24 protein-coding genes are annotated in these 23089 nt (G+C 62.2%); 4 read left to right on the top strand and 20 right to left on the bottom strand.

What is annotated here, in order from left to right; genetic code table 11:
* Positions 1-48 precede the first annotated feature (48 nt).
* From ACFSQR_RS01190 to ACFSQR_RS01140, 11 genes are all read right to left on the bottom strand, one after another.
* On the bottom strand, positions 49-582 hold the full coding sequence (locus ACFSQR_RS01190) for a F0F1 ATP synthase subunit delta (RefSeq protein ID WP_377727162.1): 534 nt from the start codon (positions 580-582) through the stop codon (positions 49-51).
* Positions 583-584: 2 nt separating this feature from the next.
* A complete protein-coding gene (locus ACFSQR_RS01185) occupies positions 585-1055 on the bottom strand; it encodes a F0F1 ATP synthase subunit B (RefSeq protein WP_377727159.1) in 471 nt (156 codons plus the stop codon).
* A gap of 78 nt (positions 1056-1133) precedes the next feature.
* Entirely contained in the window at positions 1134-1388 is a 255-nt protein-coding gene (atpE, locus tag ACFSQR_RS01180; RefSeq protein ID WP_377727157.1) for a F0F1 ATP synthase subunit C, read from the bottom strand.
* 82 nt (positions 1389-1470) lie between these two features.
* Positions 1471-2307: a F0F1 ATP synthase subunit A gene (atpB, locus tag ACFSQR_RS01175; protein ID WP_377727154.1), complete on the bottom strand. Its 837-nt coding sequence runs from the start codon at positions 2305-2307 to the stop codon at positions 1471-1473.
* A gap of 4 nt (positions 2308-2311) precedes the next feature.
* On the bottom strand, positions 2312-2650 hold the full coding sequence (locus ACFSQR_RS01170; RefSeq protein WP_377727152.1) for an ATP synthase subunit I: 339 nt from the start codon (positions 2648-2650) through the stop codon (positions 2312-2314).
* 303 nt (positions 2651-2953) lie between these two features.
* Positions 2954-3823: a ParB/RepB/Spo0J family partition protein gene (locus ACFSQR_RS01165; RefSeq protein WP_377727149.1), complete on the bottom strand. Its 870-nt coding sequence runs from the start codon at positions 3821-3823 to the stop codon at positions 2954-2956.
* A gap of 24 nt (positions 3824-3847) precedes the next feature.
* A complete protein-coding gene (locus tag ACFSQR_RS01160) occupies positions 3848-4615 on the bottom strand; it encodes a ParA family protein (protein WP_377727146.1) in 768 nt (255 codons plus the stop codon).
* A gap of 171 nt (positions 4616-4786) precedes the next feature.
* The gene (gene rsmG, locus ACFSQR_RS01155) at positions 4787-5431 is read right to left on the bottom strand and encodes a 16S rRNA (guanine(527)-N(7))-methyltransferase RsmG (RefSeq protein ID WP_377727143.1); all 645 of its coding nucleotides are present in this window, start codon (positions 5429-5431) and stop codon (positions 4787-4789) included.
* Positions 5431-7362 carry a tRNA uridine-5-carboxymethylaminomethyl(34) synthesis enzyme MnmG gene (gene mnmG, locus ACFSQR_RS01150; protein ID WP_377727140.1) on the bottom strand — a complete coding sequence of 644 codons (1932 nt, stop codon included), beginning with the start codon at positions 7360-7362 and terminating at the stop codon, positions 5431-5433. Before mnmG ends, rsmG begins: the two co-directional genes overlap by 1 nt.
* Before the next feature lie 121 nt (positions 7363-7483).
* On the bottom strand, positions 7484-8260 hold the full coding sequence (locus tag ACFSQR_RS01145) for a sulfite exporter TauE/SafE family protein (RefSeq protein ID WP_377727137.1): 777 nt from the start codon (positions 8258-8260) through the stop codon (positions 7484-7486).
* A gap of 119 nt (positions 8261-8379) precedes the next feature.
* Positions 8380-9414: an NAD(P)H-dependent flavin oxidoreductase gene (locus ACFSQR_RS01140; RefSeq protein WP_377727135.1), complete on the bottom strand. Its 1035-nt coding sequence runs from the start codon at positions 9412-9414 to the stop codon at positions 8380-8382.
* Between the two features lie 770 nt (positions 9415-10184).
* Here ACFSQR_RS01140 and ACFSQR_RS01135 point away from each other — a divergent pair.
* Complete coding sequence (locus ACFSQR_RS01135) at positions 10185-10934, top strand: 5'-methylthioadenosine/adenosylhomocysteine nucleosidase (RefSeq protein WP_377727132.1); 750 nt, start codon at positions 10185-10187, stop codon at positions 10932-10934.
* Here the strand turns inward: ACFSQR_RS01135 and ald are convergent.
* Together ald and putA are read right to left on the bottom strand one after the other, a co-directional pair.
* A complete protein-coding gene (gene ald / locus ACFSQR_RS01130; protein WP_377727129.1) occupies positions 10921-12036 on the bottom strand; it encodes an alanine dehydrogenase in 1116 nt (371 codons plus the stop codon). The two genes, ACFSQR_RS01135 and ald, sit on opposite strands and share 14 nt — an antisense overlap.
* 103 nt (positions 12037-12139) lie before the next feature.
* Complete coding sequence (gene putA, locus ACFSQR_RS01125) at positions 12140-15781, bottom strand: trifunctional transcriptional regulator/proline dehydrogenase/L-glutamate gamma-semialdehyde dehydrogenase (protein ID WP_377727126.1); 3642 nt, start codon at positions 15779-15781, stop codon at positions 12140-12142.
* 258 nt (positions 15782-16039) lie between these two features.
* Between putA and ACFSQR_RS01120 the strand changes: the two genes are divergently transcribed.
* Positions 16040-16495, top strand: a complete 456-nt coding sequence (locus ACFSQR_RS01120; protein WP_377727124.1) for an Lrp/AsnC ligand binding domain-containing protein — start codon at positions 16040-16042, stop codon at positions 16493-16495.
* A 36-nt stretch (positions 16496-16531) separates the two neighbouring features.
* Here the strand turns inward: ACFSQR_RS01120 and ACFSQR_RS01115 are convergent, their stop codons facing one another.
* Complete coding sequence (locus ACFSQR_RS01115; protein WP_377727122.1) at positions 16532-17485, bottom strand: LysR family transcriptional regulator; 954 nt, start codon at positions 17483-17485, stop codon at positions 16532-16534.
* 120 nt (positions 17486-17605) lie between these two features.
* Between ACFSQR_RS01115 and ACFSQR_RS01110 the strand changes: the two genes are divergently transcribed.
* Positions 17606-17773, top strand: coding sequence for a hypothetical protein (locus ACFSQR_RS01110; protein WP_377727119.1), 168 nt, complete (start codon positions 17606-17608; stop codon positions 17771-17773).
* Between the two features lie 96 nt (positions 17774-17869).
* Here the strand turns inward: ACFSQR_RS01110 and ACFSQR_RS01105 are convergent, their stop codons facing one another.
* The 6 genes from ACFSQR_RS01105 to ACFSQR_RS01080 all read right to left on the bottom strand — a co-directional run bounded on the left by ACFSQR_RS01105 (position 17870) and on the right by ACFSQR_RS01080 (position 21643).
* Positions 17870-18454 (bottom strand): chalcone isomerase family protein, encoded by a 585-nt coding sequence (locus ACFSQR_RS01105; RefSeq protein ID WP_377727117.1) that lies wholly within the window; start codon positions 18452-18454, stop codon positions 17870-17872.
* Between the two features lie 148 nt (positions 18455-18602).
* Complete coding sequence (locus tag ACFSQR_RS01100) at positions 18603-19133, bottom strand: DUF1003 domain-containing protein (RefSeq protein ID WP_377727116.1); 531 nt, start codon at positions 19131-19133, stop codon at positions 18603-18605.
* 97 nt (positions 19134-19230) lie between these two features.
* On the bottom strand, positions 19231-19485 hold the full coding sequence (locus ACFSQR_RS01095) for a YfhL family 4Fe-4S dicluster ferredoxin (RefSeq protein WP_377727113.1): 255 nt from the start codon (positions 19483-19485) through the stop codon (positions 19231-19233).
* A 12-nt stretch (positions 19486-19497) separates the two neighbouring features.
* On the bottom strand, positions 19498-19998 hold the full coding sequence (coaD, locus tag ACFSQR_RS01090; protein WP_377727111.1) for a pantetheine-phosphate adenylyltransferase: 501 nt from the start codon (positions 19996-19998) through the stop codon (positions 19498-19500).
* 61 nt (positions 19999-20059) lie between these two features.
* Positions 20060-20710: a 16S rRNA (guanine(966)-N(2))-methyltransferase RsmD gene (gene rsmD, locus ACFSQR_RS01085; protein WP_377727109.1), complete on the bottom strand. Its 651-nt coding sequence runs from the start codon at positions 20708-20710 to the stop codon at positions 20060-20062.
* 45 nt (positions 20711-20755) lie between these two features.
* Positions 20756-21643 (bottom strand): DUF6279 family lipoprotein, encoded by an 888-nt coding sequence (locus ACFSQR_RS01080; protein ID WP_377727106.1) that lies wholly within the window; start codon positions 21641-21643, stop codon positions 20756-20758.
* A 26-nt stretch (positions 21644-21669) separates the two neighbouring features.
* Between ACFSQR_RS01080 and glmU the strand changes: the two genes are divergently transcribed.
* A complete protein-coding gene (glmU, locus tag ACFSQR_RS01075) occupies positions 21670-23046 on the top strand; it encodes a bifunctional UDP-N-acetylglucosamine diphosphorylase/glucosamine-1-phosphate N-acetyltransferase GlmU (protein WP_377727103.1) in 1377 nt (458 codons plus the stop codon).
* Positions 23047-23089: the final 43 nt, after the last annotated feature.

Below are 23089 nucleotides of genomic sequence, written 5' to 3'. Positions count from 1 at the left end.
AGTTCCGCCTTGGCGGCGTGTGGCCGGTGTGTGCTGTTCGGGTTTTCTTTACGCGGTCAGCGCGATCTGCATCTGCTGCAGCTTGGCCTTGACCGAGGTATCGAGCACTTCATCACCGACTTCAACGCGCACACCACCGATCAGCGAAGGATCCACTGTTACCGTTGGGTTGAGCTTGCGGCCAAATTTCTTTTCCAGCGTCTGTGCCAGTTCCGCGACTTGCGCAGGCGAGATCTCGAATGCGCTCACGATGGTGGCATCGGCTGCACCCTCGTTAGCGTTCTTCAGCTCGGCGAACTGGGCAGCGATTTCAGGCAGCAGCATGACGCGGTCATTACCGACCAGCATGTCGAGGAAGTTGCGGGCTTCCGGGGTGACTGGCGACTTGACCAGCGACGCAATCGCATCGACGGTCTGGCTGCCGGACACCTTCGGGTTGCGGGCGAAGGCCTGCAGGTCGGCGTTGGCGCCTACCTGGCCCAGTTCCGAGACCAGCTCGGACCAGGCTGCCAAGTTGCCTTGCTGGGCAACGCGGAACAGCGCTTCGGCGTACGGACGGGCGACGGTTGCGAGTTCTGCCATGATTACAGCTCGGTTGCGAGTTTGGACAGCAGGTCGGCGTGCACCTGTGCGTTGACTTCGCGCTTGAGGATCTGCTCGGCGCCCTGCACTGCCAGCGCTGCCACCTGGGCGCGCAGTTCTTCGCGTGCATGGGTCACTTGCTGCTGCGCGTCGGCGTGGGCAGCGGCGACGATGCGTGCGGCTTCGTCGGATGCGGTCTTCTTGGCTTCTTCAATGATCGCCGCGGCGCGCTTTTCGGCGTCGGCAATACGCTTGGTCACTTCGTCGCGCGCGGTCGCCAGCTGGGCTTGTGCGTGCTGTTCGGCCTTGGCCATCTCGGCCTTGCCACGGTCGGCAGCTGCCAGACCGGATGCGATCCTCTCGGCGCGCTCGTCGAGCGCTTTCATCAGTGGAGGCCACACGAACTTCATCGTGAAGCCAGCCAGGATGAGGAAGACCACGAGCTGTGCAAGCATTGTTGCGTTAAGGTTCACGGTATTTTCCTTCTCACAAAAACGGATGCCGAACCGTGACGGTTCGGCCCTTCAGTACCAGCGTGTCGCTAGGCTGGATTAGCCAGCTACAGGAGCGACGAACGGGTTCGTGAATGCGAACAGCATTGCGATACCAACGCCGATCAGGAATGCCGCGTCGATCAGGCCAGCCAGCAGGAACATCTTGGTCTGCAGGGTGTTCATCAGTTCAGGCTGACGAGCCGAGGCTTCCAGGTATTTACCGCCCATGATGGCGATACCGATGCAGGCGCCGATAGCACCCAGGCCAATGATCAGGCCGCAAGCCAGAGCTACGAAAGAGAGGTCAGTCATGAGAGTTCCTTCAAAAGTTAAAAATCAAAAGCTAAATTAAAAACACAACTTCTTTACTACCACTATCTTGCAGATCCCTCGATCAGTGGCCTTCATGCGCCTGACCGAGGTACACCAGCGTCAGCATCATGAAGATGAATGCCTGCAGGAACACGATCAGGATGTGGAAGATCGCCCAGATAGAGCCTGCCAGGACGTGGCCGACAAAGCCCAGGCCGGTAGCGCTGGCACCGAGCAAAGCGATCAATAGGAACAGCAGTTCGCCGGCAAACATGTTGCCGAACAGTCGCATACCGAGCGACACCATTTTTGCTGCGTATTCGATGATGTTCAGGAGCAGGTTGAACGGCGCCATCCAGATGCCGAACGGTGCTGCGAACAGTTCGTGGATCCAGCCGCCCAGGCCCTTGACCTTGATGCCGTAGTAGATCATCAGCAGTAGCACGCCGAACGAGATGCCGATGGTGCCGTTCAGGTCGGCGGTCGGGACCACGCGATGGTACGGGAACAGGTGGGTCAGGCCGAACACTTCGAACATGTACGAGAACATGTCGACTGGCAGGAAGTCCAGCGAGTTCATCAGGGCGACCCAGACGAACACGGTCAGTGCCAGCGGCGCGATGAAGCTGCGGTCGCCGTGCACGATGGCCTTCGACTGGTTCTCGACCATTTCGACCAGCATTTCGACGGCAGCCTGGAAGCGGCCCGGCACGCCGGAGGTGGCCTTGCGTGCAGCGCTCCACAGGATCAGGGAGCCGAGCAGGCCCATGGCGATCGACCAGAACAGGGTATCGAAGTTGACGACGGAGAAGTCGACAACGAAGTCCTGGTGCTTGTTGGACAGGTGCCCGAGGTGGTGCTTGATGTATTCCGAAGCAGTCGGCGCGTGCGTCGCTGCTCCCTCAACCGGTGAACTCATGGTATCAGTGCCTAAATAATAAGATTATGTAACTCTTCAGTGCCACGATGAACCCGCCTACGAAGGCCAGCCAGTTCACATCGGGGTACAGCCATGCGACCGCGCCGAACAGCGCGAACGTCAGTGCAATCTTTATAAATTCCCACACGAAAAACGTCGCGGGAGAAGCCCCGCCAGGCCGCTTGGTGCCGCTGAAGAGGCGCACGGCAAACAGGCCATTGGGTACGACACAACAGATTCCGCCGAGCACCGCCGACAACATCGCAACCTCGCCCCCCAGCATCGCGGCGAGTGCGCCAGCGACGGCTGTTGCTATCAATTGCAGGGAGACTACGCGCCACATTGTTATTGTTTTCGCGCTAGCCATGTTGGTGCCGTGTTACCGGAATCGGGATCGTGAATCGACGGGATTATACGGCCTCAACGCAATCACAGTCAAACGCGATACGCTCGCGAAATGATTGACCTGTGTTAATTTCGCACGGACTGCCCTTTACATTTCCGGTGGTGATAACCGGTATAGATTTGGCGGGGGTTGGGGCTGTCTCCGCGGGGATTGTCCCCTGATCTTTTGCGCGAGCTGAGGAAAGCCGGGCTAAAGATCGGGGGACGGTCCCCTTTGGGAAGAGTCCCCCAGCGAGGGTATTTACGCGCGCAGGCGGGTGAGCACGGAGTCGAGCACGTCGAGGTCGGCGAAGTCGATGATCATCTGGCCTTTGCCCTTGGCGCCCATCTTGAACAGGACCGGCGTGGCCAGCTTGTCCGACAGTTCTTCTTCCAGGCGGATGATGTCGCCCGACTTTTCCTTCTCGCGCTTGGCCGCCGGGTTGCGCGCTTCTTCCAGCGAGCGGGCGACCAGCTTTTCGGTCTCGCGCACCGACAGGCGCTTGGCGATCACCTGGTTGGCCAGCGTGATCTGCGTGGCCGCATCGACCGCCAGCAGCGCGCGCGCGTGGCCCATGTCGATATCGCCCGCCATCAGCATGGTCTGCACCGGTGCCGCCAGGTTAATCAGGCGCAGCAGGTTTGACACCGCGCTGCGCGAACGGCCGACGGAAGCCGCCGCCTGTTCGTGCGTGAAGTGGAAGTCGTTGATCAGGCGCGCGATGCCCTGCGCTTCTTCAAGCGGGTTCAGGTCCTCGCGCTGGATGTTCTCGATCAGCGCCATGGCCGCGGCGGCCTGGTCGTCCACGTCTCGCACCAGCACCGGGATCTCTTCCAGGCCCGCCAGCTGCGCCGCGCGGAAACGGCGCTCGCCCGCGATGATTTCGTAGCGCGCGTCGCCGATCGGGCGCACCAGCACCGGCGACATGATGCCCTGCGAACGGATCGAGGATGCCAGTTCCGCGAGCGCACCTTCGTCCATGCGGGTACGCGGCTGGTACTTGCCGGCCTGGAGCTGCGTCACCGGCAGCGTGGACGGCGTGCCAGGATCGGCCTTGGTAGTGATTTCGCCGTCGCCGCCGAGCAGTGCTTCGAGTCCGCGGCCGAGGCCCTTGAGTTTTTTGGTTGCCATGATGAAGTCGTTCTTTCGTACTGATTACATTGTCTTGATGCGTTCCACCATTTCGGCGCCGAAGGCGATGTACGCCTGCGCGCCCTTGGAGGACGGGTCGAAGGTCACGCCGGGCACGCCGTAGGACGGCGCTTCTGCCAGGCGCACGTTGCGCGGGATGATGGTCTTGAATACCTTGTCGCCGAAGTGCTGCTCCAGCTGCGCCGACACCTGCTGCGACAGCGTCATGCGCGGATCGAACATCACGCGCAGCAGGCCGATGATCTTCAGGTCGTGGTTCAGGTTGGCGTGCACCTTCTTGATCGTGTTGACCAGGTCGGACAGGCCTTCGAGCGCGTAGTACTCGCACTGCATCGGGATGATCACGCCGTGCGCGGAGCACAGGCCGTTCAGCGTAAGCATCGACAGCGCGGGAGGACAGTCGATCAGGACGAAGTCGTATTCCTTGTCGACGGCGTCGAGCGCATCCTTCAGGCGGCGCTCGCGGTTCTCCAGTTCGACCATCTCGACTTCGGCGCCGGCCAGCTCGCGGTTGGAAGGCAGCACGTCGAAGCCGGCCTCGGAACGCTGGCGCGCCGTGGCGACATCGGCCGAGCCGAGCAGCACCTCGTAGGTGGATGCGGTCAGGCCCGCCTTGTTGATGCCGGCGCCCATCGTCGCGTTGCCCTGCGGGTCAAGATCGACCAGCAGCACGCGCTGGCCCAGCTTGGCGAGGCCTGCCGACAGGTTAACGGTGGTGGTGGTCTTGCCTACTCCGCCCTTTTGGTTTGCAACGCAGAAAATTTTGGACATTGGATTTTCTTGTAATGGACGCTAACGACAAACGATGAAAACTATTTATACTGTTTATACGGTATATATTATTAATACCGGATAAATGGTTTGCAAATTTTATTCGGTAAAACTGGATAAACCGTTTATTTCATAAGGGGAAAGTCCCATCGGGATGATCCCCTTTCCCTGCTATGCCCGTTCGATGAAAACCAGGTGGCGCTCTGCATCCAGCCCTGGCACTTTCAGCGGCTGCAGCTGCGTCACTTTCCAGTCTGCCGGCACCCGCTCCTGCTCGTCTTTCGGCGCAGTCCCTTTCAAGGCAATGAACCTGCCGCCTTCCTGCAGGTGGTGCCCCGACCAGTTGACGAAGTCCGAGAGGTCCGCGAACGCCCGCGAGGTAATCACGTCGAATTTGCGTGGCGCCGGCATCTCCTGCACCTTGGCCGTGTACACGGTCACGTTGGAAAGGCCCAGTTGCGCCTTCACCTGCGTGAGGAACGCGGTTTTCTTGTGGACCGTGTCCACCATCGATACCGCCATGTCCGGCCGCGCGATCGCCAGCACGATACCCGGCAGGCCGCCGCCCGCGCCCACGTCCAGCACGTTCTGCGCACCGTCGAAGGCCGGCACCGCTGCCAGCGAATCGAGGATGTGCAGCGTGGCCATTTGCATGGGGTCGCGCACGGAGGTCAGGTTATAGACCGAGTTCCACTTGAACAGCAGCGAAAGGTAGTCGAGCAGCTGTTCGCGCTGCTTCTCGTTGAGGTCGAGTCCGAGCGCCTCGATCCCGCTGGCCAGCGTCGCGGCCAGTGCAGCCCTGTCGAAATGCTTCATCAGGCCGCCGTCTCGGTATTGAGGGTCACGAAGCCGCCGTAACCTTTCTTTTTCAAATGTACCAGCAAAAGCGAGATCGCAGCCGGTGTCACGCCGGAAATTCTTGACGCCTGGCCAAGCGTTTCGGGGCGCTGTTTATCCAGCTTCTGGCGAACCTCGATCGACAGCGCCTGGATGTCCAGGTAGTTCAGTCCTTCCGGCAGTTTGAGGTTCTCGTAGTGTTCGTGGCGCTCCACTTCGCGCGCCTGGCGCTCGATATAGCCCGAATACTTGAGCTGAATCTCCACCTGCTCCTGTACGGCAGGATCGGTCACGCCGGGACCGCCGATGACCTTGCCCTCGGTGTCCTGCATCGTCACCAGCGTGTTGTACTGCACGCCCGGACGGCGCAGCAGGTCCGCAAGGTTGTACTCGCGCTCGATGGCCTGGCCGACGACGCGCTCGGACTCGGCGGCTGCCAGTATCCGCGGGTTCACCCAGGTAGATTTCAGGCGCTCGAGCTCGCGCGCAACCGCCTCGCGCTTGGTTTCGAATGCGTCCCACTGGGCATCTCCCACCACGCCCAGCTTGCGGCCAATCTCGGTCAGGCGCATGTCGGCATTGTCCTCGCGCAGGCTCAGGCGGTATTCCGCACGGCTGGTGAACATGCGGTACGGCTCCATGACGCCCTGGGTGGTGAGGTCGTCGACCAGCACGCCGAGGTAGGCTTCCGCCCTGCCCGGCACCCATGCTTCCTGGCCCTTGGTCTGCAATGCCGCATTGATACCTGCGAGCATTCCCTGCGCCGCCGCTTCCTCGTAGCCGGTCGTGCCGTTGATCTGTCCTGCGAAGAACAGGCCCTGGATCGCCTTGGTTTCCAGCGATGCCTTCAGGCCGCGCGGATCGAAGTAATCGTACTCAATGGCATAGCCAGGACGCAGGATGAAGGCGTTTTCCATGCCTTTCATCGACCGTACCAGTTCGATCTGGACGTCGAATGGCAGACTGGTGGAGATGCCGTTCGGATAGAACTCGTTGGTGGTCAGCCCTTCCGGCTCCAGGAAAATCTGGTGCGATTCCTTGCTGGAGAAGCGGTGAATCTTGTCCTCGATGGACGGGCAATAGCGTGGGCCCACGCCCTCGATGACGCCCGTGTACATCGGGCTGCGGTCAAGGCCGGCCCGGATGATGTCATGGGTACGCTCGTTGGTATGCGTCACCCAGCATGGAACCTGGCGCGGATGCATGGCGGCGGTGCCCATGACCGAGAACACCGGCACCGGATCGAGGTCGCCCGGCTGTTCCGCCATCTGGGTGAAGTCAATGCTGCGGCCATCGATACGGGGTGGCGTACCAGTTTTCAGGCGCCCCTGCGGCAGCTTCAGCTCTTTCAGGCGGGCGGACAGCGACAACGCCGGCGGGTCGCCCGCACGGCCAGCGGAATAATTCTGGAGGCCAACGTGGATCTTTCCGTCGAGGAAAGTGCCGGCAGTCAAGACCACCGCCCTGGCCGTGAAGCGCAAACCGATCTGCGTGACAGCGCCCACCACCCGCTCGCCTTCCACGATCAGGTCGTCCACTGCCTGCTGGAACAGCCACAGGTTTTCCTGGTTCTCGAGGCGCGAACGGATCGCCTGCTTGTACAGGATGCGGTCAGCCTGGGCGCGAGTCGCGCGTACTGCTGGGCCTTTGGACGAATTGAGCGTACGGAACTGGATACCGGATTCATCGGTAGCGATCGCCATTGCCCCACCCATGGCATCGACCTCTTTCACCAGATGGCCTTTGCCAATCCCGCCGATGGACGGGTTGCAGGACATCTGCCCAAGGGTCTCGATGTTATGGGTAAGCAGCAGCGTCTTCTGGCCCATGCGGGCCGAAGCGAGCGCTGCCTCGGTGCCGGCATGGCCGCCGCCGACGACGATCACGTCGAATTCAGTAGGAAAAATCATGGTGGATATCTTGGAAGCGCGAAGCGTAAGGCGAAATTATAGAGCCTTTCCGCGACTGTTTCACGTGAAACAGTCGAGTTACCCGGGCTTTTTGTTCCACGTGAAACATTGAAGAGACGACTTAGAGGCTGATGCTACCTTTGGTAAAGGCATCGTACCCGGTCTTGAGGATGAGGACGGACACGACAACGAGGAACAGTTTGCGAACAAAGCCCGTGCCATGTTTCAGGGCCAGGCGCGTTCCGACCAGGGAACCTGCAATCTGGCACAAAGCCATCAGCAACCCAAGCTGAACCAGCAGCATGCCGCTGTAACCGAACCACATCAGAGCGGCGACGTTGCATGCCACATTGACGACCTTGGCTGCGGCCGACGCCGAAAGAAAGTCAAAGCCGAAGAAGCGGACAAACAAGAAGATCAGGAAGCTGCCGGTGCCTGGTCCGAAGAAGCCGTCGTAGAAGCCGATTGCGCCACCGATGCCGACCGCGAAATATTTCTCGGCCATGCCGCTATGCACGGGCGCATGCACGGATCCCAGGTCTTTTTTTCGGAAGGTGTAGACCGCGACGGCGAACAGCACGATCGGCAGCAGCACGCGGACGAAATCGGCCGACACTTTCGACACGGTGTAGGCGCCGGCGAAGGACAGCGCAAAAGCGGCGCCTGCTGCAGGAGCTACCGTACTCCAATGTACTTTGACGCGCTTGGCGTAATTCAAGGCGGCAGCGGTAGTGCCGAACACGCTGGCCAGCTTGTTGGTTCCCAACAGCGTCGCAGGAATCTCGCGCGGAAAGGCCGAGAATAATGCGGGGAGCTGGATGAGTCCGCCTCCGCCAACCACTGCATCCACCAGACCCGCGAGGAACGCGGCGGCACCAAGGAGAACGAAATCAATCATGGAAGCACGTACTGAAGACAATCCAACATTGTACGTGGGTAAGCTTTGGTTGGGCGGGCTATGGCGTTGGGAAGGTTAAGCCAACCCACGAACGATATTGCAATGCAACATACAATGCTTCAGTCGCGCATCTCGTTTATCAGGGTTTCCATCAGGCGCGCAGCCGGCATTGCCCTTGTTCGGGAAACGCCCGCGCCCGCCCAAAGCGACATCATCTCCGTATCGTTCACAGCAGCGGCCGCCGCACGGATGCTGGTCGTCAGCGCATTTTGTATCGGGTACGGCGGAACCTGCTTCTCGACAGGCGCCATCAGACGCATGAACTCGTTTTCGATTCCCCTTGCGTAACGGCCAGAGATTGCGCGGGTCAGCCGTGTTGGCTGTCCTTCCGCCAGTTTCAACCGCCCCTTGTACGCCGCGCTGATCCCGGACTCGTCGCAAGCAAGGAACGCCGTGCCCAACTGTGCTGCGGCAGCGCCCATCTCGAGGGCACGGCGGATATCCCGCCCATCCATGATGCCGCCCGCGGCGATCACCGGGATGCCGACGGCGCGGATTACTGCTGGCCACAATTCCGCACTCGTCATCACCGCCTCTTCCTGTGGTCCGATGAAAGTACCGCGGTGACCGCCCGCCTCCGTGCCCGAAGCAATCACCGCGTCCGCCCCGGCTTTCTCCCAGGCCAGCGCTTCTTCCACCGTCGTGCTCATGCCGATGACGCTAATCCCGGCCAGGTGGAGGCGTTGCACATCATCGGCACTGATGATGTCGAAAGTGAAGCTGGCTGCGGCAGGGCGCAAGGCGAACAGTAATTCGAACTGGGCAGCAAAATCCTCGCACCATTTGGCCGGCGTGGGCAGGGCGTCCAGGCCCATGCGTTGCCGGACTGGTTCCAGCAAAGCCTTACCGGCTTCGATCAGCTCTCCCGGCGGAGAGGGCATGGGCTGGACAAACAGATTGATCAGGAACGGCTTGTCCGTCAAAGAACGGATCTCCGCAACCTGGGCTGCAATCCCAGATGGAGAGAGCAAAGAGCCGGCAAAAGACCCTAGTCCACCCGCATTCGATACCGCGGCAACAAGCTGCGGGGTGTTAGATCCGCCAGCCATGGCCGCCTGGATGATCGGATAGCGAAAAAGCGATTGCAAGCTCATCGTTACTCCTGTCGGAACTGCACCTGTGGATAAGTCCTTGGATATCCACAGGAACGGAATGTGAACAACGACCGTCTTTCTCCACAGGCCAATTGTTGTCCAAAAGAAGTTCCTGACGGATACAAGGGTAAACAGCCTAGTTCTACAAGCGGCAAGCTTTTGATTCTGTGGAAAAATCCTGACTTATCCACAGTAAACTGCCCGCGTTAACAACTACTACTATCTTTGTATACATACCTTATTAAACTACAGAAGCTGTACGCGAATCGTGGAAAACCCTGAAAAGGCGAAATGATGGCTGTCCTTATTCATCGCAACACTGAAGACCGGCACCTAAGAAAATCGGTCAGCGCTCCTCCAGGACCGAAAACCGTGATCGCATCCAGCATGGATCCTGCTTTCGCAGGAAAGACGGTGGTGTTGCATGCTCTTCCATGCTGAACACGCGGTCTCTAATCTTCATTTTTTGAAGTCGTCTGTGGATAAACCGTTGAATATCCACAGGCAAGGAATGTGCACAAGCACCCTTCTTTTCCACATGACCGATCTTGTCCAGACTTAGTTCCAACGCCATACAGCGTTAAACCACCCGCTTATACTTCCTTCAAGTCCCTGATTCCAGTTGGAAATTTGCGTTTTTCCACAAAAAACTGCCGCGTTAACAACTACTACTATCTTTGTATACATACATTACTTAAATACAGAAAACGCTGGCACAACCGTTCAAACAGCTTGTACCCTCCTGCAATCCGTCTACAGCAGGCAAAAACATGAAGCTAGGAATCATCAGTGCCCTCCATGAAGAACAGGAAGGCCTCGTAGAAGCCATGCAAGGCCCCCAGAAGGCCATCCACGGCATGCGGGACTACTGGACTGGCAAACTGGGCGCTGTCGACGCTGTGTGCGTCCTGTCGCGAATTGGCAAGGTCGCCGCTGCGATGACAGCCACCAGTCTGGTAGAAAGGTTTGGCGTCACGCATATCCTGTTCACAGGTGTTGCCGGTTCTGGGGATAGCGGGGTGAAAGTCGGGGATATCGTGATTGCCGAGTCACTGGTCCAGCATGACATGAACGCTTCTCCCCTGTTTCCGCGCTTTGAAGTGCCCCTGACGGGCCAATCGCACTTCCTGACCGATGTCCAGATGAGCGCCAGGCTGGCGCATGCGGCAGCCGGCTTCCTCGAACATGACCTCGTCAATGCGATTGCCGTCGAAGAAAGAAAAGAATTCGGTTTACAAGCGCCAAGGCTGCACAGGGGGCTGATTGCGAGTGGCGACCAGTTCGTGCATCAGAAAAGCCAGCTGGGGGCCATCAGGGACGTCCTGCCGGGCTTGTTAGCGGTAGAGATGGAGGGAGCCGCGGTCGCGCAGGCGTGTTTCGAGCTGGGCGTGCCCTTCGCGGTCGTGCGCACGATTTCGGACAACGCAAATGAAGACGCGGCGACCGATTTCATGCGTTTCGTGAAATCGGTCGCCGCGCGCTATTCGTACTACATTGTCAGGCGCTTCAGCCAAGCATGACGTCGGCCGGCACGTACTCGTAGTTCAGGTCGCGTGCCACGGCTTCATAGGTCACTTTGCCCAGGCAGACGTTCAGGCCGTTGCGCAGGTGTGGATCCTCGCGCAGCGCCTTCTGCCAGCCTTTGTCCGCCAGCGCGACGGCGTGCCCGATGGTGGCGTTATTCAGCGCGAAGGTCGACGTGCGGGCCACGGCGCCCGGCATGTTGGCCACGCAGTAGTGCACCACGCCGTCCACCACGTAGGTCGGCTCCGCGTGGGTGGTCGCGTGCGAGGTTTCGAAGCAGCCGCCCTGGTCGATTGCTACGTCCACGACTACAGCCCCCTTCTTCATCCGCGAAATCATCGAACGGGTCACCAGCTTCGGAGCAGCCGCGCCGGGAACCAGCACGCCGCCGATCACCAGGTCGGCCGACAGCACCGATTCCTCGATCGAATGCACGTTCGAGTGCAGGGTGGTGATGCGGTTGCCGAACACGAGGTCGAGCTGGCGCAGGCGGTCGATGTTCTTGTCCAGCACCGTGACGCGTGCGCCCGTGCCGACTGCCATCTGCAGGGCGTTGGTGCCGACCACGCCGGCGCCGATGATCACGATGTGGCCGGGAGCCACGCCAGGCACGCCGCCCAGCAGCAGGCCCATGCCGCCCTTCGATTTCTCAAGGTGTGCGGCGCCTGCCTGGATCGACATGCGCCCTGCCACTTCGCTCATTGGCGCCAGCAGGGGCAGGCCGCCGCCGGCACCGGTGATCGTTTCATAGGCAATGCAAATCGCGCCCGACTTGACCAGCGCAGCAGTCTGCTCCGGGTCCGGGGCAAGGTGGAGATAGGTGTAGAGGATCTGGCCGGGGCGCAGCATCGCGCATTCGACCGGCTGCGGTTCCTTGACCTTGACGATCATGTCCGCGCGCCCGAAGATTTCCTGGGCGGTAGCGGCGATGGTGGCGCCAGCGGCCACGTACTGCTCGTCCGACAGGCCGATTTCGCCGCCGGCGTTGGCCTGCACCAGGACGGTGTGGCCGCGTGAAGTCAGCTCCAGGACGCTGGAGGGCGTCAGGCCGACGCGGTATTCGTGGTTCTTGATCTCTTTTGGAACGCCTACAATCATTTGATGCTCCTTGGGTGAGTGACCTGTCAATGCGCCACCGTCATCCCAGCCTTGGCCGGGACGACGTACCGCGTCTAGCGCGCTTTCTTACGTTTTACTCCATTTACAGTCCCAGCGTCATCAGGCTCGCGTTGCCGCCGGCAGCCGTCGTGTTGACGCACAGTGCGCGCTCAGCCACCAGGCGCCACAGCGGGATCGCTTCCGCATCCACCGTCTCGACCACACCGACGATCGAACCGTCGCGCGCAGCCAGTTCGCCGCGCAGGCGCGCCGCCAGCGACGGCTCGACCAGAGCGATCTGGAACTCGCCGTCGAACGACGCGATATCGGTCACGCGCTCGATGCGGCCCTGCACCTCACGCGGCAGGTCCGCCGGAACCACATCGGCAGCAAACTCCGGTACCACGGCGATATTGCCGGTCGCGAGGCTGGCTGCGATCTGGTTCAGCAGCACCGCGCGGCTGGCCGCCGCGCAGACCACCGCGCCGCGCGATGCGAACGACAGCGTATTGCGTTCGCCGGTCGGACCAGGCAAGCCGATCGACTCGCCCAGCAGCGTGTTGCGCGCATACTGCTCGGCCAGCGACGCGATGGCGTCATGGCCGTTGGCGCGGCACCAGCCGGCCAGCGCGTCCAGCCCTGGCGCCGCCTTCTTCTCATGTTCCATCGCCACCGGCGCCTTGCACTGCAGGCGCTTGATGTAGAGCGGACCGCCCGCCTTCGGACCGGTGCCGGACTTGCCTTCACCGCCGAACGGCTGCACGCCGACCACCGCACCAACGATATTGCGGTTGACGTAGATGTTGCCGACGTGGGCGCGCGATGCAACGAAGTCGATCGTCTCGTCGATGCGCGAATGCACGCCGAGCGTCAGGCCATAGCCGGTCTGGTTGATCGACTCGACCACCTTGGCCAGGTCGGCGCGCTTGTAGCGCACCACGTGCAGCACCGGGCCGAAGACTTCATACGTCAGTTCGGCCAGCGAACCGATCTCGATCACGGTCGGTGGCACGAAGGTGCCGTTCAGCGCCGGCAGGTCGAGCTGGTAGAAGGACTTGGCGCTGCCTTTCATGCGCTCGATGTGGCGCAGCAGGTTGGCCTGCGCTTCCGCATCGATGACAGGGCCGATATCGGTGGACAGGCGGTCCGGCACGCCGACGCGCAGTTCCTGCATCGCGCCTTTGAGCATCTTGAGCGTCTTTTCCGCGATGTCTTCCTGCAGGAACAGCACGCGCAGCGCGGAGCAGCGCTGGCCGGCGCTGTCGAATGCCGAGGTCATCACGTCCTGCACCACCTGTTCCGGCAGGGCGGACGAATCGACGATCAGCGCGTTCTGGCCGCCGGTTTCCGCGATCAGGGGAATGTCGCTGCCCTCCTCGACCGAACGCTTGGCCAGCGTGCGGTTGATCATCTGGGCCACTTCGGTCGACCCGGTGAAGATCACGCCGCGCACGCGGGCGTCGCCGGTGAGGGCGGCGCCAACGACTTCGCCGCGGCCGGGCAGGAACTGCAGCGCCGCAGCCGGAACGCCGGCTTCAATGAACATCTGCACCGCGCGGTAGGCGATCAGCGGGGTCTGTTCGGCAGGCTTGGCGAGGACCACGTTACCGGCGACCAGCGCGGCCGCAACCTGGCCGGTAAAGATCGCGAGCGGGAAGTTCCACGGGCTGATGCACACCACAGGACCGAGCGCCGGCGCTTGCGTTGAGTTGGTCGCTTGCACCGCGTAATAGCGCAGGAAGTCGATCGCCTCGCGAACTTCGGCGATGGCGTTCGGCAGCGACTTGCCGGCCTCGCGCACGGCCAGCGCCATCAGTTCCGCGCAGCGTTCTTCGAACAGGTCGCCGACCCGCGATACGATGGCGGCACGGCGGGCCGGTTCCATCGACGCCCACTCGGATGCGTGCGCCGCTGCCGCGGCCAGCGCCGTTTGCACGTCGGCAGCCTGCGCTTCGGTCACATGGCCGACGATGTCGCCATGCTCGGCCGGATTGATGACAGCCTGCGCCGGTACGCCCACGCTGACCGGGCCTGCCACCAGCGGCGCAGCCACATGCGCGCCCTGCCCGGCCAGCGCGGCCGACAGGTTGCCCAGCAGGTGCTCGTTGGTCAGGTCCAGGCCGGCGGAGTTCGCGCGCTCGGCGCCGAACAGGGCGCGCGGCAGCGCGATATGCGGATGCGGATCGCCGCCCAGTGTGCGCGCCGACTCGATCGGATTGGCGATCAGCGCTTCGATCGCGACATTCGCGTCCACGATCTGGTTGACGAACGAGGAGTTGGCGCCGTTTTCCAGCAGGCGTCGCACCAGGTAGGCCAGCAGCGTCTCGTGCGAACCGACCGGGGCGTAGATGCGGCAGGCCTTGCCCAGGTTTTCCGCGCCCACGACCTGGTCGTACAGCGTTTCGCCCATGCCGTGCAGGCACTGGAATTCGTAGTCGTCCACGCCGCGCTCCTGCGCCCAGGTGTAGATGACGGACAGCGAGTGCGCGTTATGTGTCGCGAACTGCGGATAGATCACGTCGGTCAGGCCGAGCAGCTTGCTGGCGCAGGTCAGGTAGGACAGGTCGGTGTACACCTTGCGGGTGTAGACCGGGTAGCCCGGCATGCCATCGACCTGCGCGCGCTTGATTTCCGAGTCCCAGTAGGCGCCCTTCACCAGGCGCACCATGAAGCGCTGGCCACTGCGGCGCGCCAGGTCGGCCAGGTAGTCGATCACGAACGGGCAGCGCTTCTGGTAGGCCTGCACCACGAAACCGATGCCCTGGAAACCCTTGAGCTCAGGGTCGAAGGCCAGCGCCTCCATCAGGTCCAGCGAGATCTCGAGGCGGTCGGCTTCCTCCGCGTCGATGTTCACGCCGATGTTGTACTGGTAGGCCAGCAGCACCAGGCTGCGCACGCGCGGCAGCAGTTCGCCCAGCACGCGGGCATGCTGCGCGCGGCTGTAGCGCGGATGCAGGGCGGACAGCTTGATGGAGATGCCCGGACCGTCCTTGATCCCGCGGCCGTTCGATGCCTTGCCGATCGCATGGATCGCGGTCTCGTAGGCGCCGTAGTAGTACTTGGCGTCCGCCTCGGTCAGCGCGGCTTCGCCCAGCATGTCGTAGGAATAGCGGTAGCCGCGCGCTTCGTTGTTGCGGCTGTTCTTGAGCGCCTCGTCGATGGTCTGGCCTGTGACGAACTGGTTGCCCAGCATGCGCATCGCCAGGTCCACGCCCTTGCGGATCAGCGGCTCGCCGCCCTTGCTGATCAGTTTCGTCAGCGCGGACGTAAGCGAGGTTTCGCTGCTGGTCGTGACCAGCTTGCCCGTGATGAGCAGGCCCCAGGTTGCGGCGTTGACGAACAGCGACGGCGATTCGCCGAGGTGGCGGCGCCAGTCGCCCTTGCTGATCTTGTCCGCGATGAGGCGGTCGGCGGTAGCGGCGTCCGGGATGCGCAGCAGCGCTTCGGCCAGGCACATCAGCGCCACGCCTTCTTCCGAGGACAGCGAGAACTGGTGCATCAGCGCGTCCACGCCGGACGAGCGGGTGCGCTTGGCGCGCACGTCGGCGACCAGGCGTGCGGCCAGCGTCTGCGCTTCCGGGCGCGCGACGGCGCCCTGCGCCAGCAGCCACTGCACGGCCTCGCGTTCGTCGCGGCGGTACGCCGAAGTGATGGCATCGCGCAGCGCGGTCTGGGAAGGGCGGGTCTCGTCGAGCAGGGCCTGGAACGGGGTGAACGCGGTGGCAGGGGAAGCGCCGATATGCATAAGAAACTCTTCAGTAAAATCAGAACAAAAGTACCGCGCACCCGAACCGGGACACCCCGAAATGGGGACAGACCCCATTTCCGAAATGGGGTCTGTCCCCATTTCGGGGGGCTGTCCGCTTGGCGGGGTTGCTGCGCGAAAAGATGATTCGATTGTAGTGGGATTTCTTACGGATTAATTCTGGTAATACCGCAGGCTGGCAATAGATAGTTTTTGGTGAGACAATTTCACCGAATAATATTAAACAGGGAGCGTGGGATGCTGGACAAAATCAGCAAGAAGATCCTGGCCGAGCTGCAAAACGATGGCCGCATCAGCAACGTCGAGCTCGCCGCGCGTGTGAACCTGTCCCCTGCCGCCTGCCTCGAACGCGTGCGCAAGCTGCACGAGGCGGGCTTCATCATGGGCTATACGGCACAGCTCAATCCGCAGCTGCTCGACGTGTCGCTGCTGGTGTTCATCGAGGTGGTGCTGGACCGCACCACGCCGGAGGTCTTCGATGCGTTCAAGGCCAGCGTGCAGGTCATTCCGGAGGTGCTGGAGTGCCACATGGTGGCCGGCGGCTTCGACTACCTGGTCAAGGCGCGGGTGAAGGATATGGCGGCCTACCGCGAGTTCCTCGGCAAGACGCTGCTGCAGAAGGGTGTGCGGGAGACGCACACCTACGCGGTGATGGAGGAAGTGAAGAACACTACCAAGCTGCCGATCAAGTAACGGTCAGGGACTGCCCCGCAGGGACAGTCCCCTTCGTCAGATCTGGCCCATGGCGGCCTGGCCGGGCTCGGACGCGCTCATGTTTTCAAGGTGCGCCCGCAGCCATTTGTGCGCGGGGCTGCGCGCGTCGCGCTCGTGCCACAGCATGTCGAGGTGCACCGCCGGCATCGGGAACGGCAGCTCGCGCGTGACCAGCTGCTCGGCCATGCCGGTGGACGAGATCAGGTGGTGCGGCAGCACGGTGATCAGGTCCGAGTTCGCCACGACACGGCCGGCCGTGAAGAACTGGTTGACGGTCAGGCGGATGCGGCGCTCGCGCCCCAGCTGCGCCAGCGCTTCGTCGACCAGCCCATGCGCGCGCCCCGAGAAGCTCACCAGCAGGTGGTTGGCCGCGCAGTACGCGTCGAGCGTCAGTTCCGCCTGTGCCAGCGGATGGTCCTTGCGCATGACTCCCACGTACTGCCCCGAATACAGCCGCTCGTGGCGGATCGGCGAGCTGACGTCGCCCGCCAGCTGGGCCGCGACGCCCGGGAAGAAGCCGACCGCAAGGTCGATGTCGCCGCGCAGCAGCATCGGGCGCGGCTCGCGCGTGGTCAGCGGCACCATCCGCACGTTGACGTTCGGCGCTTCGTTTTCGATCGAGCGCATCAGCGAGGGCAGCCAGAAGGCGGCGGTCGCGTCGGCCATCGCCATCCTGAAGGTGGCGTGCGCCTTGGCGACATCGAAGGTTTCTGGCGAAACCGCAGCTTCCAGGCTGGCCAGCGCTTGCCGCACGGCGGGCCACAGCGCTTCGGCGCGCGGCGTCGGCTTGACGCCGTACGCGGTGCGGATCAGCAATTCGTCGCCCAGGCTCTCGCGCAGGCGCTTGATGGCGTTGGACACCGCCGGCTGCGTCATCGCGAGGTGGCCGGCGGCACGGGTCAGGTTCTGTTCTGTCATCACTGCGTCGAAAACGCGCAGCAGATTCAGGTCAAGCGTGAGGAAACTCATGTGCTACCCAGGTGATCGTATTCACGAATCATATAACAAACATCGGAAAACGGAATTAGATTTATATGTTGCGCTGCGGTAGGATGCAATGCTTTCCGCAGATTCCTTCGAAAGTTCAAAGTGAGTACGACGTACATTCTAAGCATCTTTGCGATCGCCACCGTGATCGTGTTCCGTCCGCTTCTGGTCGGCGTGGCCAAGGCCCTGGTGCTTGTCGTTAAGCCGCGCCTGACGCTCGAGCAGCGCAAGGCGCGCGCGGCAATGCGCCAGCGCGCAGTCGTCCGCTAACGGACGTCGTCCATTGCCGTCGTCCCAGACGGTGTGAGATTAAAAAAACGCGGCTACCGGTCTGACCGGCGCCGCGTTTTTTGTTGGTCCAGCGAATTACCTGGCGCCCAGCAGGCCCGGCTTCAGGTTCGGATCCGCTGGCTTGTCGCCGATCCAGATGCGCAGCAGCGCGTTATAGAAGGCCACGTCCTGAATCGTGTCGCCAATCTTGCGGCCATTCAGCGAGGTCACGGTGCCGGTGCCCGGAATCCAGTCGAGGAACAGCACGTCGCCCTTCTTCAGGCCTGGCACCATCGCGAACACTTTACCCATCTGCATGGTCTGGTTCATCAGTGCCGAACGTTCCTGCTCGGTGGAGTTGGCGTTCAGGCCGTCCATGAAGGCCTTACCGAAGTCGTCCGAGGACAGTTCGCGCATCATGACCAGCTGCACGCGGCGCGGGCCTTCCATCTTCTGGATCGCGGCCGGGCTGGTGCTCTTTTCCGGCAGGTACAGGCCGGCTGCGTACACCTTGATGAAGAACTTGGTGCGCATGCCCAGGCCGTTCAGCTTGAGTTCCTTGCCGGCCACCGTGGCCGTGTCGGTGAAGCGCACGCCGCTGATTTCGGCAGCGCTGGCGCCGCCGACCGCCATGGCCATGCACAAGCCCGCGAACAGGCTCTTGAAGCTGAATGAAGTCATATTGTCTCCGTTGTCATTGAGGATTCTGGGGCGGTCCGCCCGGTGCGTTGTCTTCCCTGACACGCAAAAATGCGGAAATGGACGACAAACCTTACGTCGCTGAAATATACCACTAAGAAAAAACGCGGGTCAGCTTTTTGCTGGGTTTTCAGGGCCGTTCTTCGTCGATGGCCGACAAGACCGCGCGGGCGTTGGCAGGACGTTGCAGTTCCTCGGCTTCGGCATCGCGGTCGTGGTGCGCGGTCGGCGTTTCCTGGCGTAGCTGTTCCAGCAACTCGATGATCTTGCTGGTTTTCTTTTCGGTCAGCAGGCTGACCTGGAGGTCGAGGTTGGTGTGGTGCTCCGCCAGCTTGGCCGCATGGTTTTGACGGATCAGCACGGTGGTGGAGATGACAAACGCGTTGACCGCGATGATTCCCTGCAGCCAGAAGAACGGCGGTTCGTCGATGACGGAGGCGCCGATTTCCCCGGCCAGCACGTTGTAGGCAACCCACGCCACAATGAAGGCGACGCTGGCCAGGATGTAGCCCGGGCTGCCGACGAGGTAGCTGAAGCGTTCGATCATCGTCTGCGGCGCCGATTTGCGCATCTCGTGGAGCGCACAGAATTCAGCGATGGTTTCGATGTTTTCGCTGACCGCCCGGGGGAGCGGTTCGTCATTGTCTCTGATGGGTGGCATGGGGCTCTCCGTGAGCCGCAGGATACCAGCTGGTATTGACAACGATGCGCGCGTTAGGGATGCCGCGGTCCAGCGGCATTCAGGGACAGTCCCCTGCTTACGCCTTGGCGGCGACGAGGCGCAGGTACTTGGACATCAGCATGTCCTTGTCTTCCGGATGCGCGGGATCTTGCGGAATGCAGGAGACCGGGCACAGGGTCGCGCACTGCGGCTCGTCGAAGTGGCCGACGCACTCGGTGCACTTGGACGGATCGATGACGTAGATTTCCGGACCCATCGAGATCGCGTCGTTCGGGCACTCGGGCTCGCACACGTCGCAGTTGATGCAGTCGTCGGTGATGATTAAGGCCATGGTGCTGCCAGTTTACTCCGGGTTGGCGGCGCGGTTGGCCGCAATCTTCTTTTGCAGCCAGCGGTCGACCGACGGGAACACGAACTTGGAGACGTCGCCGCCCAGCATGGCGATCTCGCGCACGATGGTGCCGGAGATGAACTGGTACTGGTCGGACGGGGTCAGGAACAGGGTCTCGACATCCGGCAGCAGGTAGCGGTTCATGCCCGCCATCTGGAATTCGTATTCGAAGTCGGACACGGCGCGCAGGCCGCGTACGATGACGCGGGCGTCATGCTGGCGCACGAAGTCCTTGAGCAGGCCGGAAAAACTTTCCACTTTCACGTTGGGGTAATGGCCAAGCACTTCGTTGGCGATTTCCAGGCGCTCGTCGAGCGTGAAGAAAGGGCGCTTGTTCTTGCTGTCCGCGACACCGACCACGAGCGTGTCGAACAGGCCCGATGCGCGTCGCACCAGGTCTTCATGACCACGGGTCAGGGGATCGAAAGTTCCCGGATAAACAGCTGTAACCATCGCGGCTCCTAGTGACGCACTATTTCTGAACGCGCATTATGCCTGAAATTTGTGCGGTGCATTATATTGGTGCAACGCCCGTTAGTTTTTTTGCAAGCAGGTGGAAGTACACCATGCCGGCCTTGTCCGAACGGATTTGTTCGAAGCCGGCCAGCCATTCTTGCGCCGGATCGTCGAACGGCAGTGCCGCGCCCGATTCGGCATACACCAGGCCGCCCTCTTTCAGCAGCGCGGCGCACAAGGGCAAGGTCTTCTCCAGCAGCGACTGCTGGTAGGGCGGGTCAAGGAAGATGGCGTCGAAGCGCTGGCCGCGGCCGGCCATCGAGGCAGCTGCGGAAACGGCATCGGCGCGCAGCACCTGGATGTTCTGCGCCTTGAGCTTGTCGCGGTTTTCTTCCAGCTGGCGCACCGCAGGCGCATGGTTGTCGACCAGCGTGACGGCGCGTGCGCCGCGGCTTGCCGCTTCGAAGCCGAGCGCGCCGCTGCCGGCGAACAGGTCGAGGCAGTCCTTGTCGGCCCAATAGCCGTCGAACTGGTGGTTGATCCAGTTGAAGACCGTTTCACGGACACGGTCCGGCGTTGGGCGCAGGCCGAGCGCGTCGAGCACGGGCAGCAGCGAGCGTTTCCACTGGCCGCCGATGATGCGCACCTGGCGCGGCGCAAGCCGTGGCTTGTGTCCGGTAAGGGTGCGTTGAGGCGATTTCTTTTGCATGGCCGCGACTATAGCAGAGCGACACTGGGGTCAGGCCCCTGCGGCTCAGGTCTGTTTCTCGCGCGCGAGCGTATCGAGTTCATCGATCCAGCCCTGCATGCGCTTCTGCGCGTGCGCCCTCTGTTCAGGCGTCGTGAGGCGGATCACCTCTGCATAAAACCTGGTCTGCGCTTCGTACGCCGCGCGCCGGGCCGGCGCGTCCATCTGCGCGAAGCTGGTGTGGATCGCTGTTTCGATGGCTGCGGCGGTCGCCGCCTTGTCCAGTTTTTGCGACTGCACCCGGCGTACCAGCTCGACGATGGTGCGCTGCCGGCGCATGCGCTCCTGTAGCCACGCTTCGTGGTCGAGCGGACGCGCGTCCGACAGCCGCTTGATCGCGTCTTCCTGCTCGTTGCTGAAGCGGCCGAACCACAGGTTCAGCTGTTCCATGGTCTTGCGGTAGCGGATTTTCTTGCGCTTCTCGGTATCGCCGCTCATGAACTTGCGGCGGTAGTCGCGGTTGTTCTTGGCAAACTTCTCCTCGAGGTTGCCGATCTGTTCCGGCTTGAGCGAGCGGGCCAGGTCGGTCAGCTGCGGCACCGCGTGCAGCGCCAGCTTTTCGCCGCGCACGCGCACCTCCCGCACGAAACCGTCCAGCGCCTGCGCCGTGACCGGTCCCGCGATCTGCTGTTTGGCGCGCTGCAGCAGCGCCGCGTAGTCGCGCAGCTGGGTCTGCCGGTGCCAGCTGAACACCTCGTCGATGTCTTCCTTGACGAAGTCGGTCTGGCTCGAATCGAAGTCCACGTAGGCGTTGATCCACCAGTACAGCAGGGTGTCGCCGTTGTTGTACGTGAGCCGGATCGTGCTGCAGGCTGCCACGCAGAGCACAAGCACGAGCGCGAACAGGGTGCGAAGGCGGTGGACGGGAGCCAGCTGCGTGTTAGACTTTGTCATCTTCTCAACTTAATGTCGTCGGTCTTATGAATGTTGTGATTCTCGCTGCCGGAATGGGCAAGCGCATGCAGTCTGCCCTGCCCAAAGTGTTGCATCCGCTAGCGGGAAAACCGCTGTTGCTGCATGTGATTGATACGGCGCGTGAGCTTGCGCCCAGCAAATTATGCGTGATTTATGGGCACGGGGGCGCAGCGGTGCCTGATGTGGTGGCCCGCCAGAACACCGGCGCCTATGCCGAGATCACGACCGCGCTGCAGGAGCCGCAGCTGGGCACCGGGCACGCTGTCATGCAGGGGCTGCCGCACCTGGACGACGACGCGCCGACCCTGGTGCTGTACGGCGACGTGCCGCTCACCAGCGCAGCATCGCTCAAGCGCCTGGCCGAAGTGGCCGGCAAGGACAAGCTCGGCATCCTGACCGTGGAGCAGGACAACCCGCACGGGCTCGGACGCATCGTGCGCCATGGCGGGCACATCGTCCGCATCGTGGAGGAAAAGGATGCCAGCGACGACGAGCGCCGCATCCGCGAAATCAACAGCGGCATCATGATGATCCCGACCCGCCACCTCAAGCAGTGGCTGGGTTCCCTGTCGAACGAGAACGCGCAGGGCGAGTACTACCTGACCGACATCGTGGCGCAGGCCGTGGCCGACGGCGTGCCGGTGGTATCGGCCAGCCCGTCCGCGCAGTGGGAAGTGGCGGGCGTGAACAGCAAGGTGCAGCTGGCCGAGCTGGAGCGCCGCCACCAGCTCAACATCGCCAACGCGCTGCTGGAGCGCGGCGTGACGCTGCTCGATCCGGCGCGCATCGACGTGCGCGGCGAGCTGATTTGCGGGCGCGATGTCGTGATCGACGTGGGTTGCGTGTTCGAAGGCCGGGTCGACCTGGCGGACGGCGTGCACATCGGCGCGAACAGCGTGATCATCAACTCCGCGATCGCGGCCGGCGCGCAGGTCAAGCCGTTCAGCCACATCGAAGAAGCGGTGGTGGGCGCCAAGTCCATCATCGGTCCGTTCGCGCGCCTGCGCCCGGGGACGACGCTGGCGGAGGACGTCCACGTCGGCAACTTTGTCGAAATCAAGAACAGCCAGATCGCCGCGCATTCGAAAGCCAACCACCTTGCCTATGTCGGCGACGCGACGGTGGGTTCGCGCGTGAACATCGGCGCGGGCACCATCACCTGCAACTACGACGGCGCCAACAAATTCCGCACCGTGATCGAGGACGACGCCTTCATCGGCAGCGATTCGCAGCTGGTGGCGCCTGTCACCGTCGGCAAAGGCGCGACGCTGGGCGCCGGCACCACCCTGACCAAAGACGCGCCTGCAGGCAAGCTGACCATCTCCCGTCCCAAGCAGCTCACCATCGAAAGCTGGAAGCGCCCCGTCAAAACCAAGCACTAACCCGAAAATGGGGACAGACCCCATTTCCACGCTACGGGACAGC

Origin of the sequence: Pseudoduganella sp. GCM10020061 (assembly GCF_042683405.1) — a bacterium.
Lineage (GTDB): Bacteria > Pseudomonadota > Gammaproteobacteria > Burkholderiales > Burkholderiaceae_D > Telluria.
Note: the sequence above shows the minus strand (reverse complement) of the source record. Positions and strands in the feature narration are given on the sequence as shown.